The sequence below is a fragment of the Terasakiispira papahanaumokuakeensis genome (assembly GCF_001709345.1).
GTDB lineage: Bacteria > Pseudomonadota > Gammaproteobacteria > Pseudomonadales > Halomonadaceae > Terasakiispira > Terasakiispira papahanaumokuakeensis.
In genome coordinates this window covers 768,794-791,396 of the sequence record NZ_MDTQ01000001.1, presented here as the reverse complement: position 1 = coordinate 791,396, position 22,603 = coordinate 768,794, and the positions used below count along the sequence as shown (strand labels likewise).

The following is a 22,603-nucleotide window of genomic DNA, read 5'->3' as shown; positions in this document are numbered from 1 at the left end:
CATTACCAACGATACGCCAAGCTGCTGATCAGGCTTCGACCAGCGCCTCGATAGCAATAAGGACCTTCACAGGAGATATGTTCCTCATCCGTGATATTGGTGGCGTTCAGGCTCAGCCGAACCCCTTCAAGTCGCCCGCCAAAATCATAACGCGCCGCTAGATCGACTAAGCGATAGGCCTCATTCTTGTCGGAATTCGCATTATCGATATATTCAGTCCCGATATAACGCACCCCGCCCGACACATGCAGACGTTCAACCCAGGGCACCGCATAATCCAACCACAGTGACGCCAGATGTCGTGGTGTATTGGCCAGATCATGGCCTTGATCGCCCTCATTATCCCGAGTGATCTCAGCCTGGTTAAAGTTGTAGCTGGCGGTCATCCGCAGATCATCAGTCAAATCTCCGACGGCTTCTAACTCAAGCCCGCGAGTGCGCACTTCACCGGTTTGTGTTTGGAACAGCGGATGCTCAAGATCCGTGGTTTTACGATGCGATTCAGTGATCTGATAAACCGCCGCAGTGAAACGTGCCTCAGTACCAGGCGGCTGATACTTCACCCCCAGTTCAAACTGCTCACCTTCGGTCGGTTCAAAGTCATGCCCACTGGCATCTGCGCCCGTCTCAGGCACAAAGGATTGGGAATAGCTAAAATAAGGCGATAGCCCGAAATCATACACATACAGGGCACCCAACCGGCCTGTGGTTTTGGCATCACGTCGCTTAGTGGTCTCGCCTGCTAGGTGATCCTGAGTTTCATCCCGCGCCCAATCCCGGCGGATACCTGCAGTCAGGCGCCATTGGTCAATGCTGAGCTGATCCTGGAGGTAAACACCGGCCCGATGTGTCTTGCCATGATCATCCGTCCACATATCATCCGGGTGAGGAATCGGCTGATGATAATCAGGATGCTCAAGATCAATTGATGGCGCTTCACCGCCCGCATAAGTCACATCATGCGTCAGATAAGCGTAATCCACCCCCATCAACAGCTGATGGCTCATCTCGCCTTGCTGCAGCGTCGCCATTAAGCGCGTATCCGTACTCAGGGATTCCATATCCTCTTCCAGCGCAACGCTGCTGCGACTCAAGGTTGTGCCGCTCAAGGTACCCGCTGACAGATACTGATTAGTGGTATCCACCTCGCCATAACGCACATTCTGCTGCAGCGACCAGCGATCATTAAACGCATGATTCAGCTCATATCCCAGCGCCCACTGGTGTTGATCGAGCTTGTCAAAATCTTCATCACCGGCCCAGAAATGGGTCAGTTTTTCACCACGCTGATACGGACGAGGCGAAGCCGATGTCTCACGCTCCTGATACTGGCTGATCAAGGTAATATCAGTACGCTCACTGATTTGCCAACGCAGTGTCGGCGCCAGCAATGTGGCATCATTATCGACCTGCTCAATATCCGTTTGCGCATCACGCTTTAACCCCACCAGTCGATACTGAAGTGCATCATTCAGGGCACCCCCGACATCAAACTGCCCCTGACGATGATCGTGATTGCCCAGTTGAACCTGGACTTCCTGACGGGCATCCTGCCGGGGCCGCTTACTCACGCGATTCACTAACCCACCGGGAGAGAGTTGACCATAAAGCACTGAATCAGGCCCTTTGACGACTTCAATCCGTTCCAAGTTATAAGGCTGAGTGGCGTAATAAGAAAGCCAATCAGTATTGGGCTGACGCAGACCATCCAGAAAATCGCCGTTATAGACCACCGGATAGCCCCGTAACGTAATCGAATCAAAACGAGGGTCCAATCCGGAGCTTTGAACACGGACACCCGCGGCATACGCCACAGCCTGAGAGACCGACAACGCCTGCCGATCGCTGATCTGATCCTCGGTCACGACACTGACGCTCTGAGCCGTCTCCATCAAAGGCGTATTCGTTTTCGTGACCGCAGTGCCCGTATTGGCCAAATAGCCATCATGATTCAGACGTTGCCCTTGAACTCTCATCGCATCCAGCTCAACCGGATGGGCCTGTGGCGCCGACTGCAGCACATAATTCCCTTGTATTTCATCACCTTGTATTTCAGCACCTTGAACGTCATCACTTTGAGTCTGCTTCACCGCACGCAAGCCCGAACCGGATAACAGCGCGGCAAACCCTTGGGGAACAGCATAACGTCCCTGGAGCCCATCACTGTGCATACCGTCGGTTAAATGTGAAGGAAAGGACAACACAACATTCGACTGGCGGGCAAACTCACTCAACACTTGTCCCAATGGCCCCGGCTTAAGTTGATATACCCGTGTGGTGGCATCCTGCTGACCGGTCGCACGCTGATCAGCACGCAGACCCGCTGCGGTCTCGGCCTGAACAGGGAGCGCTGCTGTAGGCCCTAATAAGACACACCCCAGCGCGATATAACGCAAAGGCAAAAAACGACGTAAATCAGAATGGTCCCCACTGGAAATTGGGGCTTTTGAGCAGGAATGAAAAATCATGGCATGCACTCGTTCGTATTATGAAAACTCGATATGGCTAGCGCGATGTGTTCAAGCAGAAGCGTTCTAGCGTTTACAGTCATGACTCTCGGCGATTTAAGAAAGCCAATCATTCGTCATCACTATTCATCGCTAATAAAGGGGTCGAACGAGATTTAAAAAAGGACAAGCTGAGATGAATTTTTTAAGGGTGAGTCATCATATTGCGGTTTGATCACGCCGTCGGGGCCGGATGCAAGGTCACCCAATAATCCGTCCAGCGCTCAACACGGACAGGTAACGCATTCATAATCGCTTGCAAGGCCCGCTCAGGGTTATCCAGGGGAAAGGTGCCAGTCACTCGCCATTGCGCAATCTCAGGGTCACAGCGCAAGCGCCCCGTGCGATAGCGGGCCAATTCCGCCAACAAGCGATGCAGTGGCCAATCTACGGCCACCAACAAGCCTTGCGTCCAACTATCGGCTGTCTGGCTAAGGGCTGAGACCGTGACATGCTGACGGTCCATCTGGGCCTGCTCACCGGCATGCAAACGTTGCACCTGCCCGCCCCCGGCCAGCGGTAAAAGCTCAACCGCCGCTTCAATCACTCCCACCTGAGTCAAATGAGCCTTTTGCCGCACAGTGAACACAGTGCCCAAGGGCACCACCATGCCCTGTACCGTATGGACTTGCAGGGCTTTGGCCATCGCCTGGGCGGGCCGCTCTGCCCCAGCCGCATGAGCGGTTTTGACCCAAATCTCACCGTCATACAAACGAATCAAGCGGCTGTCTGCGGTTTCGATAATATCCAATGCTGTAGCGGTATTGAGGATCAACTGGGTGCCATCATCCAGCGTCAAGTGGTGTTGCTCACCTCGCTCCGTGTGATATTGCGCGGTCCACCCCCTCACCGTTCGGCTCAGAGCAGGTCCCACAGGCGTTTGCTGCCAAGCCAAGGTGCCTAAAATACCGCCAGAGGCCAATACCGCCAACCCCCGTAACACAGCACGTCGCTGATAATGCTCACGGCGTTGCAAAGTCTGCAACGCAGGCGACCCAGGCATGGCCTGTAATTGCTCACGCAATTGTTCAACTTGTTGCCAGGCTTGCTGGTGAAGCGGGTCAGCGTCTAACCAAGCGCGGTGCTCCTGACGCTGCTGTTCAGAGACATCCTCGGCATAAAGTACGGCATACCAATGAGCGGCCGATTGAAGTGCGGCTTTCATTTGAGAGGAAGGCGTCATGATAAGATAAGAGCGATCACGCTAATCCTCATACATCAGCAACAAGCAATGCGTCATCGCTTTGGCCATATAGGATTTCACTGAACTGACTGACACCTGTAAACGCTCAGCAATATCGGCATATTTCAATCCTTCTAGATGGGCCAGTAGAAACGTTTGCCGCACCTTATCACCCAACCCCTCCAGCATGGCCTCCACACGACACAAGGTTTCCAAGATCGTCACTTGCTCTTCGGCGGAGATCATCACTGGCTCAGGTTGATTCTGTAGGGTCTCAAGCCAGGCCTTTTCCAATGCATCTCGGCGCACGAAATCCACCCAGACCCGACGCGCGATAGTCGTCAGAAAATGGCGCGGCTCACGCAATACTGTCAATTGCTGCATATTTCGGGGGGAAGCCAAAATACGGAGAAAAGTATCCTGGGCTAAATCGGCCGCCTGCCAGCTACAGCCGGTCTTACGCTGCAACCAAGCGCACAACCAGCGTTGATGGGCATCGTAAAGACATGCCACCGTGTCGTTGCTCTGGCCAGGGGGAGATTGAAGGAGACCCGTCGATAATTCGCCGACCGGTACTGCCGCTTGAACCAAAGCCGCCATTTGCGCCTCTTAAGTTAAGATCAATACTTGAGGTCAATACTTAAGATCAATCAACAACGGCTTAATTCTAAGGGCTAAAAAAAGCTAATACAAATCATTATTATTTAACAAACACCATCAAGCGATAAAATCGATCCAACAGGCATAGCACTATTCAATTATCCCCATTCAATCATTACCTCGTTCAAGCATCGCCCAATAAAGAACGTTTGTGCGCCTCAAACTCCTCATCGGTGAGAATGCCTTTTTTCTTGAGTTTGTACATGCGCTCAATCTCGGCGGCCACACTCACGGTTTTATCTTCTCGCCCTTTGCCTTTAGCGCCAATAAAGCACCAGGCCAGTGCGACGATCCAACCGATCCCAAAAAGCCAAAACCCCAGCACATTGGTCAGGGCAATTTTCTCTTTATAAGGATGCTTCTTCTTGTACGCCAGCAAGGCAGGCAGTGGAAACAGAAGAATAAAAATAGGAGACAGCATCAGCAGTGCTGTAATACTCATAACCTGCGCTCTCTTTGGCCGATAGATTGTCGCTAATCACAAACAGCGGCGCGATAGTAGGTCAAGACTGACGCCCTTGTCTGCTGTCACCAATCAGGGACAAACCCTCTCCTTAAGCAAGACAAAACCCTTAATCCAACAAAAACCATCAGCGTGGCCTCATAGATATGAGCCAATCAATGTGGGCCAATAGCGGTGGGCCAGTAGATGTGGGAAAAGCAACGAGGTCGAAACTCAACCTTGTTGTTGACTTTAGGGTTGAGCGACCCAAAGATAAACAGGTAAAGCGCTCATGCAATGGTAAGCAACGTTCAAGCGCCGCCAATCTCCCTCACATGATTCATGTTGAGGCATCCGATAGGAGGTCTGTGGTGAGTCAATTATTCAGCCCTGAAGCCATTTCGACAGCCCGCGCTTCAGGCAAACGATTACGTATTGGCGAGTTGGCTAAAGCCACCGGGGTCACCGTCGAAACCTTGCGTTACTACGAGCATCAGGGATTACTGACAGCCCCAGCCAGAGGTGACAATGGTTACCGCTACTATAGCCCGGAGAATCTCGAACGGGTCCACTTTATTCTCCGAGCTAAAGCCGTCGGCTTTACCCTCAAAGATATCGAAGAGCTATTATCACTTGAGGTTCAACGCGAATCGCATACTTGCCAGGAAGTCAAAGACATGGCCGAGGCCAAACTGGCTGAGATCGAACAACGCATGAGTGAGTTGGCGCGGATGCGTGAAGCCCTCTCGACATTAACCGACGCCTGTTGCGGCGGCCCCATGTCGGCCGAACACTGCACCATTCTCTCCGCCTTGGCCGAAGGTGAAGTGCATGCCGAGCATCACCACCACAGCCCCGATATGGAAGCCCTCGCACAAAAACGTGATTCACATAGCAGCGGATGCTAAGCGCTGGCGGCGCCGAGTCCAATAATGATTACAACCAAGGGAAAGCAAAATCACCGCGCCGCCTAGGCTTAAGCGCAATAAATCTGCATCACGATCCCAAATCACCAGATTCACGATCAAACCGGCGGGCACCAAAGCATTGTTCATAATGGCCAAAGCGCCAGCATCCACTTGAGTGGCGCCTTTATTCCAGAAAAAATAGCCCAGCGCTGAAGCCACCAACCCGAGCCACAATAAAATGCCCCACTGCAAGGCGGTCGTCGGCAAACGATCAGGATTGCCAAACAATCCAAAGCCGGCCGCAGCCACAACGCAGGCGCCTAAATAAAAAAATCCAAATACCGTATGCTGGTGCAAGCGCTCTTCACGTTTAGCCATCAACTGCTTATAACTGATCTGGCCAATGGCAAAGCAAAGATTAGCGCCTTGTACCAACAAGAAGCCACCTAAAAAATCCGCACTCACCTGGTGATAACGAATAATGCCAGCGCCCAGCACAGCGAGCGCAGCCGTGACAAGATAGACTAGGCTGAAGCGTCGTTGCATCACATCATTGAGCAAGGTGATGTACAAAGGTGTCAGAATGGTAAAGAGCAACACTTCCGGCACTGAGAGGTAAATAAACGACTGATACAAACAGAGATACATGACCCCCAACTGCAATCCGCCAATCGCCATCATTTTCAGCGCCAGCTCAGCGGAAACCTGACGCCAACGCAACAGCGGGAGAAACATCGCTGCAGCTAATAGGGCGCGAGTCAGTACCGCAAAATAGCTATCCACCTGACCGGCCAAGTAGACCCCGATCAGACTGAAGGAAAACGCCCAAAGCAGGGTGACCCCCCACAGATACCCCATAGTGGTTAACCTCTTTTTCTTTTCAAGTTGACTCATTGGGGCGCTAGTGTACTGCCAGACCAATAGAAGCGCCATTCAACTAGACATACCGTGCCACTAGAAATCCTGTGCCACTAAAAATGCCTGCCACTAAAAATACGACCGTGGCTCGCTACCCTCGACACCTAATAAAAATTAGCTATCAAGCCCTTAAAAACTATGAACTTCACTTAAACACCAACCGCGACCACAATCATCTCCATCAAGTCAGGCGCAGTTCAAGTCAGACAAGATGATCGATCTTTGAAATCAATACCGTCAGATTTAAGGCATTTGATACAAAACAAAGGCTGCGCCGAATCACTGGAAAAATCGTCTTAAAACGACCATGTTAAAAATTAACGGGAGATCAACGATGCAATCACTTCAGGTCGATGTGGCCATTTTAGGTTCAGGTACCGCTGGATTAAGCGCCTACCGTGCCGCCACTCAAGCGGGTAAACGCGCCGTTATGATTGAAAACGGCCCTTACGGTACGACCTGTGCCCGCGTCGGCTGCATGCCGAGTAAGCTGCTGATTGCCGCCGCTGAAAGCGCCCAACATATTCGAGAATCAGCTCCCTTTGGTGTTCATAGCTCATCGCCTGAAATCAATGGCCGAGAAGTCATGGACCGCGTCAGACGAGAACGCGATCGTTTTGTTAACTTTGTCATTGATGATATTGAATCTTTCCCAGAAGCCGACCGATTACGGGGACACGCGCGTTTTATCGAGCCTCATTTGATCCAAGTGGATGACCATACCCAGGTGCGAGCGGCCAATATGGTGATTGCCACAGGCTCTCGTCCCAATGTCCCCGCGCCTTTCCAAGCGGCGGGGGATCGACTGGTCATCAATGACGATGTCTTCGAATGGGATGAGCTCCCTCAATCGGTTGCCGTTTTTGGGCCCGGCGTTATCGGTCTGGAACTGGGCCAAGCATTGCACCGGCTGGGCGTTAATATTCGGTTATTCGGCCGCGGAGGCTTGGTCGGGCCATTACAAGATGAAGCGATTCGCCAATATGCTGAACATACTTTCGCAGAAGAATTCCCACTACACGCTGACGCCCAAGTTGAAGACATCCGCCGTGAGCAGGATCAGGTCGTCATTCGTTTTTATCATCCCGATCGCGCCCGCGTCATCGAAGAACGTTTCGATTACTTATTGGCGGCCACAGGGCGCCGCCCCAATGTCGACCAACTCAACATCGAAGCGGCCGGCCTGAAACTGGATACGCAAGGTGTGCCCGAGTTTGATTCAAGCACACTGCAGTGCGTTAACCAAGACGGTACGCCCAGTCATATCTTTATCAGTGGCGATGCCAATAATGATAAACCGCTGTTGCATGAAGCCAGCGATGAAGGCCGCATCGCCGGGCATAATGCGGCCCATTTCCCCCAGGTGAATCCAGGCCATCGCCGTACCCCCATTTCCGTGGTGTTCAGTGACCCACAACTGGCCATGGCCGGTGAAACCCTGCCCCAGCTCAAGCAACGCCTGAGTGAATCCCAGTTGGCCATTGGTGAAGTTTCGTTTGAAAACCAAGGCCGCTCTCGGGTGATGCGCATCAACAAAGGGCTGTTAAGGGTCTATGCTGATAAGTCCACCGGGCAGCTATTGGGGATGGAAATGGTGGGCCCTCGGGCGGAACATATCGCCCACTTGTTAGCCTGGAGCATTCAACAACAACTGACCATCAAACAATTACTGGAGATGCCGTTCTACCATCCAGTGATCGAAGAAGGCGTGCGTACCGCCCTGCGCGATGTGGCACACCAACTGATTCAGTAAGCAAAGCTTATTGAATGCTCAATACATAGGCCTTGGCCAGGCTCAATGCCTGGCCTGACATGAAAGTCAAAAGGAAGGAACATCATGAGCCAGAATATCCGCGTACGGGATTGTATGTCCCGCGACAGTTACCAAATTGCCGTGACCGCCAGCGTGGATGAAGCGGCTCGTGCGCTACAACACCACCGCCTCCCTGGTGCGCCCGTTGTCGATGAGCAAAAACGGCTGGTCGGCTTTGTCTCCGAACACGACCTGTTACATCAAGTGCTGCAAGCCAGTTACCACTGTGATGGCGGCGTCACCGTGCAGGATGTGATGAGAACCGAAGTCCTGAGTGTCTCGCCGAATGACGATATTGTGGAGTTGATCAACGTCATGGTGCGCCCGGATAAACCCAAAGTGTTTCCGGTACTGGAAGGCCGCAAAGTCATCGGCATTATTACGCGGGGACTGCTGCTTCAAGCCCTGCTAGAAAACAGGACTCGGTGTTAAAGCGCGCCCCCTTCAATCAACACCCCACAAAAAAAGCCCTCGAATAGAGGGCTCAATGGTATGCCATCGGTGAGGCAGCCTTAACAGGGCGAGCGATTAAGACATGCCCTTTTTCGTTATCACCGGCCCGTTTGACGCTGGCGATTCATCCACCCGGCTGTCTTGCTAGCCCAATATGGCGATGAATGAACCCCTGACCGGTGTTTCATCGATCATCCTTCCTGGATACTTTCTGACTGATAACCTGCTGAAGAGGCTTGTTCACGTGCTTCCATTGCGCGTTTACTGGAGCGGGCCGATACCAGCATCAAGATAGCCGGGATCATCAACAGGGCTCCACACAGCAGCATGATCAGGCGACCATTATCTGGATTCGGTAGCAGTGAGAGCCCCATCACCATGATGCTGCCAATCAGAATCAGGCGACCGAGAATCACTTTCTGGCCATAGTCGATGGAGAGTGTGTTTTCACCGGCTTCGGATTCATCAACCGGAGTCGACCAGCGACGCCACATCTCATTACGCTCATCCAGACGTGCCTGGGAATGACTTTCTTCCTTATAGAAGAAGCGCGTCATCAAGAAGAAGCCACCGGTAATCACCGTATGCGCACCAATACCGAAGGCCACACGGAAGTCAGACCATTCACGGGCAGAGACTTCGATGCCCATCACACTATTGACCCACTCGGGGCTCAACCAGGCCCCCACACCATAGGAGACCATGCAGCCAACGATCAGCGTGCTCCAACCTGACCAATCCGGCGTTTTACGGATCACAAGCCCCAGTAAAGCAGGAATCGTGATCGGGTAAGTGATCAAGGCACTGGCTGTCAGCAAGATATCGAACAGACTCATGCTCTTGAGCGAGTTGATAAACAACCCGATACCGACAATCAAGACACCAAAGCCCAGCGTCACAAAGCGTGAAATACGCAGCATTTGCTCTTCGCTGGCATTCGGGTTGATCACGGACAGGTAGAAGTTACGCACAAAGAAACCGGCATTACGATTCAGTCCTGAGTCCATGGATGACATACTGGCCGCAAACATCGCCGCCATCAGCAGCCCCAACATACCCGCCGGCATATAGTCTTTCACAAAGCCAACAAAGACCGCTTCATTCGCTTTGGCACCGAGCATGGCAAAATCATTGATAAAGCCCGGATCATTCGCATGCATATACCAAGAGGGGAAGAACCAGATCACAGGACCAATCAAGGCCAGACACAAGGTAAATAAAGCCCCGAAGCGCGCGTTCTTACTGTCCTTGGCGCACATATAGCGATAGCCATTAAGCGTGTTGTTCATCATAAAGATCTGTTTGATGATCAACATAAAGACCCAGAAGCCAAACAACCATGCATAGCCATAGCCACTGCCGGTCATGAACTCACCGTCATAACTGGACACAATGGTACTGAGACTATCGGTGTTATCCCAAGCCACGAAGAAGCAAACAAAGGTCACCGCCATGATGATCAGCATCTGCACATAATCGGAAGCCACAACGGCCCAAGCCCCGCCAGTGACAGACATCGCAACCACGACAACGCCGGTCAGCACAATAATAGTTTCCAGCGAAACGCCAAACACGGCTGACGCAATCACAGCCAACGCATTCAGCCAAGTCGCAGCAGACACCAGACCATCAAACATGCTGAACCAAATGAAGGTCTGTTCACTGGGCTTGCCATAACGCATTTTGAGTGACTCTGCCGCCGTCACCACGCGTAACTGACGAAAACGTGGGGCAAAGTACAGATAGTTCAGCAGATAACCCACCGCATTGGCCATAAACAGAAACACAATGGCAAACCCGCTGGAATAGGCTTTCGAAGCGGCCCCAGTAAACGTCCAGGCAGAGAACTGCGTCATGAAAGCCGTCGAACCGACCAGCCACCACAACATGTTACCGCCACCGCGGAAGTAGTCGCTGGTGTTGTCATTAAAGTTCTTAAAGACCCACCCAATCACGACCAGAAACAGTAGATAGATGAATATGACCCAAATATCGACACTCATAAACATGACTCCATGACGCGTTTTTATTGTTATTGACGCAGAACATGCCTACCTCTTCCCCGCTGGAATGCACAGGCCAGGCCGGTTCTTCCCTAACGGTGCGTCATTATTGCGAGACCCCAAACGCCATCGTCTTCCCGTATCATTGAACTGAGTAGATGACCCCGCTCAATCAACACACGACAATCAAGTTCAACGGCCTATCAATAATGCTCGACCGTATTACCCCTGATGTAATCAAAGTTAATGTTTTCACCCAGACCCGGGCGTTGGGGTAAATGCACATAGCCGTTTTCATCCATTTCATCGACGATGGCATTCAGATATGCCGGCGGCTGATCGTAATCCAGCTCCGGATGTAGCAGACCACGCTCATACCACTGACAATTGGTGATGGCACCGACAACCGCCAGATTCGGGGCGCCGTTACCATGAATTTCACAATCCATACCGAAGGATTCCGCCAGATGAGCGACCTTCATGCAGGGGCCGATACCGGCACCATTGGCAACCCCGGCTCGTAAAATGTCACACGCCTGATGAACCGCCCAACTGGCACGACTGTGATGTTTACCGGCCAGACTCTCCGGACCGATCACCGGTACGTCCACATGGTCAGTCAGCCAGCGGTAAGACTCCATCGAATCTTCCGTCATGGGCTCTTCGAACCAGGCAAAGTTTAAGCGAGACAAGGCACGGCCAATCTTCAACGCATCGGTACGGCTATACCAATGGTAACCATCCAGCATCAACGCAATATCAGGCCCAACGGCTTCACGAACGGCTTCGCAAGCCTTGATATCCATCTCGACACTGGGCGCAAAACTGACCGGCGGCATCCAGGTATGCAGCTTGATGCCTTGATAGCCACGAGCGACCAGTTTTTCGGCAAATTGGGCATACTCATCGGGCGTGGATAAGCCACCTTTAACCTCATCACCACACATGGTGCTGGCATATGCCTTCACCTTATCGCGTGCGCCCCCCAGTAACTGGTAAACCGGCATATTGAGCTGACGTCCGGCCAAGTCCCACAGCGCCGAATCCAGAATCGCCATCGCCCGGTCCGTTAACTGACCACCACTGCCGCGCTGACGGTGCCAAAGATCATGCCAAACTCGCTCACGCGCATGAACAGGCTGACCAAGGGCAGCTTTTTTGAGGTACTGATTGATGACGTAAGGCCGAACCAGTTCAGGCGGTGCAAAGGCGTGTCCCTGGCTACCGTCTTCAGCCGTGACCGTCAGCATGGCAATACGCGCCTCACTCGGGCCTCCGGCGTGGGCATGCCCGGCACTATCACGTGATATGCTGGACTCGTAACGAATGACATCCACGGAGATGGATTCAATATTCATGGTGTGTCGGGCTCCTACGCTCACTTCTGTCTCTCGGTAATCATCCATTGCAACAGCGATGGACTCAAAAGATCATACATAATATGTTTGATCGTAAGTGTTCATAGAGACGCCAACAACATAGACATAGGTATTAATTAAACCATCGGTCTTGATAGACACCGGTACTCATCGGCACAAGTACTCATTGGCACAAGTACTCATCGACACCGGTATCCATCCACACGGAGATAAGGCGTCCAGCACATGCTGACGCTCACATCACAGACACTCAGCGCGACTGCACTCATTAAAACAAGTCGCACCTTAAAATAAGTCGCATCAATCAGGAGCTTGACATGCCAGACACACCGATCCGTTTATATATTGGCTGTGCCTTAAGCGGAGAGATCGCCACCGTTTTACTGGCCCCCGATACTGGCCGACTCACACGGGAACAACGACAACGGCTGCCGGATTTAGAGCATACCGGCGGCGCCATGCCCATGGCCCTCAGCCATGATCAACAGCACCTTTATGCCGTCTCTCGCGGCACCCCCTTTTTTATTGCGGATTATGAGATTGCGCCTCACGGTGCACTTATACACCGACACAGCACCCCCATTGAGACCAACCTAGCTTACTTACAAGCGACGCCCGATGGCCGCTATCTCTTGAGTGCCTCTTATATCGATCACCATATCAGTATCTACCCCATCGAACAGGATCATACGGTCGGACAGGCCATCACCCGCATCGACACGGCGCCCCATGCCCATGCTTTAAGCATGGCACCGACAGGACAACACTTACTGGCCACCAGCATTGGCGGCGACTGCATCTATCAATGGCAGTGGCATCCGCCCCAAACATCGGTCATGCCTGCCACGCCATTACACCATCAACAGCAGCTCGACCTACCGACCGGCACAGGACCTCGGCATATCACCTTCCACCCAACCTTGCCATTAGCCTATGTGATTGGTGAACGTAATGGTTGTATCAACGTGCTGCGCTATGGTGATGCCGGTCTAGCACTACTTCAAACGGTGTCAATGCCACACCCAGCAGAAGCGTTCCAAGCGGCGGATATTCATATCACCCCGGATGGCCGATGGATTTACGCCTCAGAAAAAGCCGCCTCCACACTCAACCTCTTTCATGTCGACTCGGATGGCCTGTTGAACTTTAGTCAACGGTTTCACACTGAAAACCGGCCCAGAGGGTTTGCCATTACATCCGATGGCGCATTTCTGATTGCAGCCGGCCAATTCTCTCACCATATCAGCAGTTACCGCATCGACACTGATAATGGCCAATTACACTTCACTGATCGACTGGCTGTGGGGCAAAGCCCGGATTGGATTGAAATTCACGCTTGAGACACTTGTGACCCCACCGAAGGGCATACACGACCAAAGGGCACCGATGCCGTCCTCATGACAAGTTCGACATTGGACGCAGAGCCAACAGGCGCCTGTTGGCTCTAGCAGTCGCTTATTTAATCAAGCAGCGCCCGCAGGTCCTCATACAACGCCAGTGGAATGTTCATTCCTCCCGCCTCATGGTTACGCTGGCGAGCGGCAAAGCGTCGCTGTGAAGGTAAACGAGCGCCTTGCGCTTCGATCCCGGCAAACAGTTTTTCTGCTTCAGCAAGATAGTGATCAGTCCGCGCGCCCAGCCAGGCCTGCGGACTCAGCGCAATAATCAACTCACCGTGATCCGAGCGCGTCTCGGGATCCCCATCCGCCGGGCGCGTCTGGTGCCCCAGATGATCCCCAATCAAAGGCCCGGCCAGCAGCTCAATCATGGTCGACAAGGCCGACCCCTTATAATCCCCAAACGGCAGCTGCGCACCCGCAAGCGCCTCGGTCGGATCGGTTGTCGGTTGGCCTTCGGCATCCAGCCCCCAACCAGGTGGAATGGACTCTCCAGCTCGGCGATGCAATTCAATCTCACCCCGAGCACTCATGCTGGTGGCAAAATCAAACGCATACGGAAAATCTCCCGGACGCGGCCAAGCAAACGCAATCGGATTGGTACCCAACAAAGGTTTTGTGCCTCCAGCCGGGGCCACAAAAGGATGTGTCGGCGTCACCGCCAACCCCACCAGCCCTTCGGCCGCAATCGCTTCAACCTCGGTCCATAACGCGGAAAAGTGAAACGCATGATGAATCGATAATGCCGCAATCCCCTGCTGGCGAGCTCTATCAAGCAACCGGGGTAACCCCATTTCAAACGCCAGCAGCGAGTTACCGCGTTGGGCATCCACACGGATCAGACTACCTTCATTACCGACAATCACCGGCTTCGCCTGAGGATCGACCCCTTTTTGCCTCACCATCTCAATACAGCTCAATAGGCGATACAACCCATGAGAATGGCCATCATCCATCTGTACCGTCACCACATTGCGGGTGATGGCATCGGCATGATCAGCACTATAACCATGATGGGTCAATATCTGACGACTCAACTGAATCGCCTCATCGTAACTCAGCGTAACCGATGCTGGCGCCTCTGATACCAGGGACGTTACATCTTCAGTACGACGACCGCTTTCCATAGCTTCACCTCTTAAACAGCATTGACCTTAAACAAACATACAGACTTAAAAACACGGATATCATCGATCGATATATCAACCACGTGGATGTCAAAAGCCTGTCCATTCAAGCAATGCCAATACAATCAGGCCATGACATAGGCCCGATTATGGTTAATCAAAATGGATGAATAAAACGGACTAACGAAAAATAGGCGATAAAAAAAGCCACAGGCATCACGCCTGTGGCTTGGATACCGCTTAAAGCACTTACTGTTTTAAAGCACTTACTGTTCGCGCTGGCCGTCATACAGGCGACGCAAACCCAGCGGGTTGGCTTCGCGCAATGCTTCCGGCAACAGCGCATCAGGCAGATCCTGATAGCACACCGGACGCAGGAAGCGGAAGATGGCAGCACTGCCCACTGAAGTCGTACGCGAGTCAGAAGTGGCTGGGAAAGGTCCGCCATGAACCATCGCGTGACACACTTCAACCCCCGTCGGCCAACCATTCACCAGAATACGTCCGGCCTTACGCTCAAGGGTCGGCAGCAACGCTTTCGCTGCATCCAGATCCGCATCATCCATTTGGACGGTTGCAGTCAACTGGCCTTCCAAGTGCTCAGCAATCGCTTTCACTTCAGCGGCATCATCACACTCAATCACCAGGGAGGCCGAACCAAAGACTTCTTCCTGCAGCGCTTCACTGCCCAGGAATGCCTTGGCCGAAGTCACGAACAGACCGGCTTGACATTGGTTCGGACCATCACCCGCCTGACCCCGGACAATTTCGCGGACTTCAGATTCGCCTTGCAGACGCAAAACGCCTTGCTCATACGCCTGGAAGATACCTGGCGTCAGCATCGTTTGAGCCGCACTATCTTTCAATGCAGCCGCAGCACTGCTGACAAAGCGATCCAGATCAGCACCTTTTTGTGCAATGACCAGACCCGGATTCGTACAGAACTGCCCCGCGCCCATCGTCAGAGACCCCGCAAAGGCGCTCCCCATGGCGTCAGCACGTGCAGACAATGCCGCCGGTAGAGGGAAAACCGGGTTAATACTGCTCATCTCAGCATAGACCGGAATCGGCTCCGGACGATTCTGAGCCACCTTCATCAAGGCGGTCCCACCACTGCGGGATCCAGTGAAACCCACCGCCTTGATCCGCGCATCAGCCACCAGCGCAGAACCGACTTCACGGCCGGAACCATACAGCAATGAGAACACCCCTTCCGGCAGCCCACAAGCGGCCACAGCACGCTGAATGGCTTTACCCACCAGCTCCGCAGTTCCTGGGTGCGCCGAATGTGCTTTGACGATCACCGGACAACCCGCTGCCAGTGCAGAAGCGGTATCACCACCAGCAACAGAGAACGCCAGCGGGAAGTTACTGGCGCCAAACACCACAACCGGCCCCAGCGGAATATGACGCTGACGCAGATCCACGCGTGGCATCGGCTGACGCTCAGGCATCGCCGGATCAATACGCACATCCAGCCACTCACCCGCACGAACAACCTGAGCAAATAAACGCAACTGGCCGCAAGTACGACCACGCTCCCCCTGCAGACGTGCCTGAGGCAGGCCAGTTTCAGCCACACCGCGTTCAGTCAGTTCATCGCCAATGGCATCAATTTCATCAGCCATTTTTTCCAAGAACTGGGCACGCTGTTCCAGGGATGTTTCACGATACTGATCAAATGCAGACCAGGCCAACGCACAAGCCTGATCAACCGCTTCAGCATTACCGCCAGCATAAGCGGGTGCAAGCGTTTCACCTGTCGCCGGATTAATGGCTTTAATTTCAGCACTCTGACCCGTCACTGCTTGTTGACCGATCAAAAGTTTACCTTCCAACGTCGTCATAACGCTCTCCTCAAGTATTGGCTTTTCCGGGCGTCATTCCACCGCGTCCTCAATCTCTGCGCCAGCATGATAAGGCCCAACATATTCGATTCAACCCGTTGAATTCAATATATCCAATTCAATATACGGGCCTTATCATATGAATATGAGATCATAAAAAATCATTTAAAAACAAATAGTTATAAAGCATCAACCACTTTAGCCATGTGCTAAAAGTCGAGATCATTTATAAGATGAGTAAGTCTCACGGGCACGACTCAAGTGATGTTGCATCGCGGCGCGAGCCCCCTGCTCATCTCGTGCCAGAATGGCATTCAGAATGTCCGCATGCTCATGACTGACCTTTTCCAGATACTGATAAGTGGCCTGCGGGTCCAACTCGACAGAGACGAGCTTGGCCCGCGGAATAGCTCCCAGATTCCATTGCTCATAAGTGGTGACAAAAGCAGGATTATGTGTGGCCTGTGCAATGGCCAGGTGAAACATAAAGTCTTCTTCACGCGCCTGGGCATTGTTCTGATAGGCCTTCACAAACTGTGCATGGGCCGCTTCCAGCTGCTGCTTATCCTGCTCATTAAAACGAAGAGCGGCCAGGGCCGCAGCTTCCGGTTCAATGGTTAAACGCAACTCGAGCATGTTGAGGATATCCTCAACCGTACTTAACCGAATGCGTTTGGCCGGATACTGGGTCTCCGGGGCGGAGTGCAATACACGCGTGCCGATTCCCCGACGGGTTTCCACAAGCCCTTGAGACTTCAAGTGAGTGATGGCTTCACGAATGACCGTTCGGCTCACACCAAACAAATCACATAGTGCGCCTTCCGGGGGAAGCTTTTCGCCCACAGGAATCTCTTGACGCCCGATAATACTTTCAAGCTGTTGAGATACCTGGCGCGATAAACTGCCACCATGGGATAAAGGTTTAATGCCAAGCTCGTTCATGTTTAACCATCTCTCACCGAATCAAAGATTATTAAGGCTTTGCGATTGCCCTCCTTAACCACACCACTATATAACAACAAAGACTAATTTTTAATGAAACATATGACATTTAATCATCTGGGTGCCCAGCAGCGGCAAATTTACCCCCTTGGTAAACCACTTCCGGCGCATTTGGGTCAGCTTTAGGGGCATTTTCTTCAATCTCAGCACGCCACTGTTCGGAACTATGCTGCGGCTTCCATCCCAAAAAAGAGACCTTGCGGTTATCCCACCACTGCTCGGTATTATCCGACACACCATAGATCACGGTATTGCCCAATTTCGGGGCATTAAAGGCGCGGGCAAACAGACTCATTAAGTCTTCAACACTGAGCCAAGTCGCCAACATGCGGGTATCTGCCGGTTTCGGGAAACATGAACCGATACGCACGCTCAACGTTTCAATACCGAATTTATCGAAGTAGAGGCTGGCCAGATCTTCACCAAAGCACTTGGACAAGCCATAGACGGTATCGGGGCGGCGCGGCACTTCAGTATCAATTTTCTGGCTACGCGGATAAAAACCAATCGTATGATTGGAACTGGCAAAGACAATGCGCGGTTTATTCAAATGGCGAGCGGCTTCATACAGGTTGTAAGTACCGATGATGTTCGCCTGGAGGATACCTTGCCAAGGCTTCTCCACAGAAACGCCCCCCAGGTGGATGACACCATCACACCCGTCAACCAGTGCTTTAACACCTTCATAATCGGCTAAATCACAGGTCACAACTTCCTCATGATCGGCCGGATTTTCGATATCAACAATATCTGAAAGACGGACGCTTTTAGCGAGGCTTTTCAGATAAGGACGGATCGCTTTGCCCACACCACCGGCAGCACCAGTGACCAGTAACTTATTTAACATGGCAACCTCTTCCTTTTATTTAATCAATAAAAACAAAATCTTATTGATGACTTGAACATCATTCATGACTCAAAATGATTCATCGACAGGAACCATTCATTTTTACGAGCCACTCAACCGACATCCGGTCGATCTCTAATCGATATTCAACCGATATCTCAAATACTGTGCCTGACGCAGAACCTCACAACCCCATCAAAATCCATACAGTGCAGCGGGATTATCCACCAGAATCTTTTGTCGGGTCGGCTCATCAGCCCAATCAAGCAACACATCCAATTGCTCGACATCGCTGGGATACTGACTCCGCTGAACGCCCACGTGTGGCCAGTTACTGCCCCATAAAATTCGCTCCGGCGCATGCTCAATCACACGTTTGGCCAGTGGCGCCACATCAGCAAAATCAGGCCCACCGGTGAGGCTGGTCTCATAGGCACCACACACCTTGAACCAGGCATTGCCTTTATCCAGCAGACGTAAAATCTCATCGACACGCACATCATCAGCAGGTACAGGGTCCATAAATTTGCCGATATGATCGATGATGTAACGCCCTTCAATCTTGTGCAGTTCATCCAGATACTGAGACAAATCACGACCGTTAAACTGCACCATCAAGTGCCAGTCCATCTCCCGAATCACCTGCTCAACAGCCAGCATCCGATCAATCCCCACGGCCCCCCCCGGTAACTGCATGATGCGAGCACCGCGGACCCCTTGGTCATGCCACTGCTTGAGCTCTGCCTGAGTCGTCTCGGGAGTGACGACAGCAATGGCACGTGCCACATCGGGTCCCAACTGATCCAACGCGGTCAATAAAGCGCGGTTGTCGGTTTGATACGCATTCGGTTGTGTCAGGACGACACGATCCAAACCCAACCACTGCTGTAGCGCCCGGTAGTTCTCTACGGTCGCTAATTCAGCAATCTGAGGCCCACCGGGTTGCGCTTCAAAACCGGGTAAAAAGACGTGGACATGGCAGTCAGTCGCCCCAGCGGGTGCCTTCAAACGTGGCGCAGGGCCGGTTAACGGACGGGTATTTTCTGGAATGGACATCACGCCTCCTCCTATAAAGCGTTTTAATGTGAATCTTGTACAAGATACTGATCTAAAGCATCCGGATTGATCTCGATACCCAGACCAGGGCCTGACGGAATCGTCATCATCCCCTGCTGATGTTCAAGGGGTGTTTGAACGACCGCCTGACGGAAAGGATTGACGGTACGATCAAACTCCATCATCGGTTCACGAGGGGTCCGGCGCGGCGGATAGGGCGGTAATGCGGCTAAGCATTGCAGGCTGGCGGCAATGGCGACTGCCGTGCCCCACACATGGGGCATAACGCGAACACCGTGGTGATGGGCCAGATCGACCACTTTGCGCATCTCAGTAAATCCACCGACCGCACACACATCCGGCTGTAAAATATCCACGACCGCCTCACTCAACGGGCCGGACATCGCCTCGCGCCCATGCCAGTTTTCACCACTGGCCACCGGAATCGGCTGGCCCTGATGTACCGCGCGATAAGCCGCCAATTGTTCAGGCACGACCGGCTCTTCAAACCAATCCACCTGATAAGTGGCTGCCCGCTGGCCCAGCTCAATGGCTTCGAGCGCGTCATAACCATGATTAGCATCGATCATCAAACGCACATCAGGCCCGATGGCCTCACGCGCCGCCGCAATCACACGTAAATCTTCTTCAACATCAAAACCAATTTTAATTTTGACCGCACGGAAGCCTTCACGGGCATACCCGGCCACTTCATCGGCCACCGCCTGCACGCGATCCATACCATCCAACCGGAAAGAACCGGTGGCATAAGCCGCCACTTGTTCGCGAAAACGCCCACCGAGTAAAGTCGCGATTGAGGTTTGAAAGTGCTGGCCCTTGATATCCCAAAGGGCGATATCAATCCCGCTTAGTGCCGTCATCGTCAGGCCACGCTGGCCGTGATCGCGCAATAAGTGGTAGAGCATCAGCCAACATTTCTCAGTCTCCAATGGATCAGCGCCTCGTAACGCCTCACCATATTGACGGACAACAGCCGCATTTAAGCGCGCCGGTCCTAGGCACTCGCCCCACCCCACAGTGCCATCGTCACAAACCACTTCAACTAAACAATGCTGGCGCCGATCAAAACGCATGGAGGCACTTTCAAAGGCCTGCGGCAAGGCATAATCCAACACATAAGGGGTGACACGCACAATTTTCATGCCAGGCTCCTGTTCATATTGTGATGTACGGACAGACTCATCTCACGAGCCTCCTAACTCATTAGGCAGTGCCATCGAGAGGAAGGGCACATAAGTCACCAGCATGAGCGCAATAAACAAGGCCAGATAAAAAGGCCAGATCGTCTTCACCGCTTGCTCAAGCTTGATCTTGCCGATCACACAGCCCACAAACAGACAGGAACCCACCGGAGGCGTACACAAACCAATGCCAAGGTTCATCATCAAGACAATGCCGAAATGTACCGGACTCATTCCAAATTGCATGGCAATGGGTAGAAAAATCGGCGTACAAATCAGAATCAAGGCCGCCATATCCATAATCATGCCCAGCACCAAGAGCACCAGATTCAGCATCAGGAAAATGACGTAAGGATTTTCGGAAATCGCGGTTAAGGCCTCGACCACCAAAGAAGGCACATCATAGAGCGCCAATAAATAAGAGAAAGCCGAAGCACACCCCACCAGAATCATGACCAGCGACGTGGTTTTGACCGCTTGAGCCACCGCCTGCTTAAAGGTCGACCAAGACAACTCGCGATACACCAGTGCCGTCACGACCAACGCATATAAAGCCCCGAAAGCCCCCGACTCAGTCACGGTTAAAATGCCAGACAGCACGCCACCGACGATAATCACAGCAGTCATCAAGCCAGGTAATGACACCGCAAGACTGATGACCAACGATTGCCAACCGGGAAAGGATTCAGCACCGTAACCGCGTTTGACGGCCACCCAGTAAGCCGCAATGGCCAAAGCCAAACACATCATGACGCCCGGCACCAACCCGGCCAGAAATAGCTGCGTTACCGAAATACCACCTCCAGCAGCCACCGCATAAAGAATCATGTTATGGCTCGGTGGAATCACAACGCCGGCAATCGAAGAGGTCACGGTGACATTGACGGCATAATCTGCGTCATAGCCTTTTTCTTTCATCGCCGGAATCAAAATCGATCCCAGCGCTGAAGTATCGGCGACAGCAGACCCCGAAATCCCCCCAAACAACATCGAAGAACTGACATTGACCAGCCCTAAGCCGCCGCGAATCCGGCCCACCGCCGCAGACGCGAAGCGCACCAAGCGAGCGGAAATACCGCCATGCAACATCAACTCGCCTGCAAAAATAAAAAAGGGAATGGCCAGCAGAGAAAACACTGAAATACCAGAGAGCATACGCTGAAAAGCGACAAACAGCGGTAACCCTTCATACATAAACGTGAACAACGCGGCCAACCCCACCGCAAAGGCCACCGGCGCACCGATCACCAACCCGAGGAAAAAAACACCAAACAGAATGGTTAACCCCATTAGCGTGCCTCCTCTCGTTCACCCAATAGCAACCGGGCGAACGAAAAAATCACCAGCAAGGCACCACATACCGGTAACGGTAGGAGCCGCCAGCTTTCCGCCACATTCAACATGGGAATCATGCGTTCAGTATTGCTGGCCACCATCTGACCCCCTTCCCAACACATGAAACCACCAAACACCAGCACAACCAGATCCGCCAGTGCATCGACACATCGTGAAACGAGGCCTGACAAACGCTGACTCAACCAGTCAATACTCAGATGCGTGCGGTAACGCACCCCGGCAGCCGCCCCCAGGCACGTGATATAAACAATCAAAACCAGCGCCAGCTGCTCCACCCAAGTCGGCGTGTCATTCAGGACATAACGACCAAACACTAACCAGCCAAAGCTGATCACCAAAAAAACCAGTAAAATACCAGCCGAACCTATACAGACTTTAGCCAGGCCATCCAGTCCGGCCTCGACCCGTGCCCCAAGCCCCTGGACCCGATCCGATGAAGTCGGTCGTATCGACGGTTGCGCTGTCATAATCAGGCATCTCCGTATGCAGCACCGGCGCATAAA

Annotated in this window: 19 protein-coding genes; 4 read left to right on the top strand and 15 right to left on the bottom strand. The window is 52.7% G+C overall.

Going from position 1 to position 22,603, the window contains the following annotated elements; translation table 11 throughout:
* Positions 1-2: 2 nt before the first annotated feature.
* The 4 genes from BFW38_RS03530 to BFW38_RS03515 form a co-directional block, all read right to left on the bottom strand.
* Positions 3-2,468, bottom strand: a complete 2,466-nt coding sequence (locus BFW38_RS03530) for a TonB-dependent siderophore receptor (RefSeq protein ID WP_084004429.1) — start codon at positions 2,466-2,468, stop codon at positions 3-5.
* A gap of 214 nt (positions 2,469-2,682) precedes the next feature.
* Entirely contained in the window at positions 2,683-3,672 is a 990-nt protein-coding gene (locus tag BFW38_RS03525) for a FecR domain-containing protein (RefSeq protein WP_069000176.1), read from the bottom strand.
* A gap of 39 nt (positions 3,673-3,711) precedes the next feature.
* Complete coding sequence (locus tag BFW38_RS03520; protein ID WP_084004427.1) at positions 3,712-4,290, bottom strand: sigma-70 family RNA polymerase sigma factor; 579 nt, start codon at positions 4,288-4,290, stop codon at positions 3,712-3,714.
* Positions 4,291-4,474: 184 nt separating this feature from the next.
* The gene (locus BFW38_RS03515) at positions 4,475-4,792 is read right to left on the bottom strand and encodes a superinfection immunity protein (protein ID WP_068997148.1); all 318 of its coding nucleotides are present in this window, start codon (positions 4,790-4,792) and stop codon (positions 4,475-4,477) included.
* A gap of 371 nt (positions 4,793-5,163) precedes the next feature.
* Between BFW38_RS03515 and zntR the strand changes: the two genes are divergently transcribed.
* Positions 5,164-5,700, top strand: coding sequence for a Zn(2+)-responsive transcriptional regulator (zntR, locus tag BFW38_RS03510; protein WP_245686054.1), 537 nt, complete (start codon positions 5,164-5,166; stop codon positions 5,698-5,700).
* On the opposite strand, the gene BFW38_RS03505 is transcribed toward zntR, so the two are convergent.
* Positions 5,680-6,558, bottom strand: coding sequence for a carboxylate/amino acid/amine transporter (locus tag BFW38_RS03505; protein ID WP_068997147.1), 879 nt, complete (start codon positions 6,556-6,558; stop codon positions 5,680-5,682). The two genes, zntR and BFW38_RS03505, sit on opposite strands and share 21 nt — an antisense overlap.
* 394 nt (positions 6,559-6,952) lie before the next feature.
* On the opposite strand from BFW38_RS03505, the gene BFW38_RS03500 reads away from it, so the two are divergent.
* Entirely contained in the window at positions 6,953-8,371 is a 1,419-nt protein-coding gene (locus BFW38_RS03500) for a dihydrolipoyl dehydrogenase (RefSeq protein WP_068997146.1), read from the top strand.
* Between the two features lie 84 nt (positions 8,372-8,455).
* Positions 8,456-8,863, top strand: a complete 408-nt coding sequence (locus tag BFW38_RS03495) for a CBS domain-containing protein (protein WP_068997145.1) — start codon at positions 8,456-8,458, stop codon at positions 8,861-8,863.
* Positions 8,864-9,075: 212 nt separating this feature from the next.
* Here BFW38_RS03495 and BFW38_RS03490 read toward each other — a convergent pair whose 3' ends face one another.
* Positions 9,076-10,887, bottom strand: a complete 1,812-nt coding sequence (locus BFW38_RS03490) for a sodium:solute symporter family transporter (RefSeq protein WP_068997144.1) — start codon at positions 10,885-10,887, stop codon at positions 9,076-9,078.
* Between the two features lie 203 nt (positions 10,888-11,090).
* Complete coding sequence (locus BFW38_RS03485; protein ID WP_068997143.1) at positions 11,091-12,245, bottom strand: mandelate racemase family protein; 1,155 nt, start codon at positions 12,243-12,245, stop codon at positions 11,091-11,093.
* A gap of 338 nt (positions 12,246-12,583) precedes the next feature.
* Here BFW38_RS03485 and BFW38_RS03480 point away from each other — a divergent pair, with 338 nt between their 5' ends.
* Positions 12,584-13,606, top strand: a complete 1,023-nt coding sequence (locus BFW38_RS03480) for a lactonase family protein (protein WP_068997142.1) — start codon at positions 12,584-12,586, stop codon at positions 13,604-13,606.
* Between the two features lie 119 nt (positions 13,607-13,725).
* Here the strand turns inward: BFW38_RS03480 and BFW38_RS03475 are convergent, their stop codons facing one another.
* The 8 genes from BFW38_RS03475 to BFW38_RS03440 all read right to left on the bottom strand — a co-directional run bounded on the left by BFW38_RS03475 (position 13,726) and on the right by BFW38_RS03440 (position 22,567).
* Entirely contained in the window at positions 13,726-14,790 is a 1,065-nt protein-coding gene (locus BFW38_RS03475) for an Ldh family oxidoreductase (protein WP_068997141.1), read from the bottom strand.
* A 266-nt stretch (positions 14,791-15,056) separates the two neighbouring features.
* Positions 15,057-16,637: an aldehyde dehydrogenase (NADP(+)) gene (locus BFW38_RS03470; RefSeq protein WP_068997140.1), complete on the bottom strand. Its 1,581-nt coding sequence runs from the start codon at positions 16,635-16,637 to the stop codon at positions 15,057-15,059.
* Between the two features lie 222 nt (positions 16,638-16,859).
* Positions 16,860-17,579 carry a FadR/GntR family transcriptional regulator gene (locus tag BFW38_RS03465; protein ID WP_068997139.1) on the bottom strand — a complete coding sequence of 240 codons (720 nt, stop codon included), beginning with the start codon at positions 17,577-17,579 and terminating at the stop codon, positions 16,860-16,862.
* A 109-nt stretch (positions 17,580-17,688) separates the two neighbouring features.
* The gene (locus BFW38_RS03460) at positions 17,689-18,486 is read right to left on the bottom strand and encodes an NAD-dependent epimerase/dehydratase family protein (RefSeq protein ID WP_068997138.1); all 798 of its coding nucleotides are present in this window, start codon (positions 18,484-18,486) and stop codon (positions 17,689-17,691) included.
* Between the two features lie 195 nt (positions 18,487-18,681).
* Positions 18,682-19,542 (bottom strand): amidohydrolase family protein, encoded by an 861-nt coding sequence (locus BFW38_RS03455; RefSeq protein WP_068997137.1) that lies wholly within the window; start codon positions 19,540-19,542, stop codon positions 18,682-18,684.
* 23 nt (positions 19,543-19,565) lie between these two features.
* Positions 19,566-20,705, bottom strand: coding sequence for a mandelate racemase/muconate lactonizing enzyme family protein (locus BFW38_RS03450; RefSeq protein ID WP_068997136.1), 1,140 nt, complete (start codon positions 20,703-20,705; stop codon positions 19,566-19,568).
* A gap of 42 nt (positions 20,706-20,747) precedes the next feature.
* Positions 20,748-22,034, bottom strand: a complete 1,287-nt coding sequence (locus BFW38_RS03445) for a TRAP transporter large permease (RefSeq protein WP_068997135.1) — start codon at positions 22,032-22,034, stop codon at positions 20,748-20,750.
* Positions 22,034-22,567 carry a TRAP transporter small permease gene (locus BFW38_RS03440; RefSeq protein ID WP_068997134.1) on the bottom strand — a complete coding sequence of 178 codons (534 nt, stop codon included), beginning with the start codon at positions 22,565-22,567 and terminating at the stop codon, positions 22,034-22,036. Before BFW38_RS03440 ends, BFW38_RS03445 begins: the two co-directional genes overlap by 1 nt.
* Positions 22,568-22,603: the final 36 nt, after the last annotated feature.

What these genes read in the sequence shown, in the direction of transcription:
- BFW38_RS03530 (WP_084004429.1), bottom strand. Translation starts at nt 2,468, where the DNA reads ATGATTTTTCATTCCTGCTCAAAAGCCCCAATTTCCAGTGGGGACCAT.
- BFW38_RS03525 (WP_069000176.1), bottom strand. Translation starts at nt 3,672, where the DNA reads ATGAAAGCCGCACTTCAATCGGCCGCTCATTGGTATGCCGTACTTTAT.
- BFW38_RS03520 (WP_084004427.1), bottom strand. Translation starts at nt 4,290, where the DNA reads ATGGCGGCTTTGGTTCAAGCGGCAGTACCGGTCGGCGAATTATCGACG.
- BFW38_RS03515 (WP_068997148.1), bottom strand. Translation starts at nt 4,792, where the DNA reads ATGAGTATTACAGCACTGCTGATGCTGTCTCCTATTTTTATTCTTCTG.
- BFW38_RS03505 (WP_068997147.1), bottom strand. Translation starts at nt 6,558, where the DNA reads ATGGGGTATCTGTGGGGGGTCACCCTGCTTTGGGCGTTTTCCTTCAGT.
- BFW38_RS03500 (WP_068997146.1), top strand. Translation starts at nt 6,953, where the DNA reads ATGCAATCACTTCAGGTCGATGTGGCCATTTTAGGTTCAGGTACCGCT.
- BFW38_RS03495 (WP_068997145.1), top strand. Translation starts at nt 8,456, where the DNA reads ATGAGCCAGAATATCCGCGTACGGGATTGTATGTCCCGCGACAGTTAC.
- BFW38_RS03490 (WP_068997144.1), bottom strand. Translation starts at nt 10,887, where the DNA reads ATGAGTGTCGATATTTGGGTCATATTCATCTATCTACTGTTTCTGGTC.
- BFW38_RS03485 (WP_068997143.1), bottom strand. Translation starts at nt 12,245, where the DNA reads ATGAATATTGAATCCATCTCCGTGGATGTCATTCGTTACGAGTCCAGC.
- BFW38_RS03480 (WP_068997142.1), top strand. Translation starts at nt 12,584, where the DNA reads ATGCCAGACACACCGATCCGTTTATATATTGGCTGTGCCTTAAGCGGA.
- BFW38_RS03475 (WP_068997141.1), bottom strand. Translation starts at nt 14,790, where the DNA reads ATGGAAAGCGGTCGTCGTACTGAAGATGTAACGTCCCTGGTATCAGAG.
- BFW38_RS03470 (WP_068997140.1), bottom strand. Translation starts at nt 16,637, where the DNA reads ATGACGACGTTGGAAGGTAAACTTTTGATCGGTCAACAAGCAGTGACG.
- BFW38_RS03465 (WP_068997139.1), bottom strand. Translation starts at nt 17,579, where the DNA reads ATGAACGAGCTTGGCATTAAACCTTTATCCCATGGTGGCAGTTTATCG.
- BFW38_RS03460 (WP_068997138.1), bottom strand. Translation starts at nt 18,486, where the DNA reads ATGTTAAATAAGTTACTGGTCACTGGTGCTGCCGGTGGTGTGGGCAAA.
- BFW38_RS03455 (WP_068997137.1), bottom strand. Translation starts at nt 19,542, where the DNA reads ATGTCCATTCCAGAAAATACCCGTCCGTTAACCGGCCCTGCGCCACGT.
- BFW38_RS03450 (WP_068997136.1), bottom strand. Translation starts at nt 20,705, where the DNA reads ATGAAAATTGTGCGTGTCACCCCTTATGTGTTGGATTATGCCTTGCCG.
- BFW38_RS03445 (WP_068997135.1), bottom strand. Translation starts at nt 22,034, where the DNA reads ATGGGGTTAACCATTCTGTTTGGTGTTTTTTTCCTCGGGTTGGTGATC.
- BFW38_RS03440 (WP_068997134.1), bottom strand. Translation starts at nt 22,567, where the DNA reads ATGACAGCGCAACCGTCGATACGACCGACTTCATCGGATCGGGTCCAG.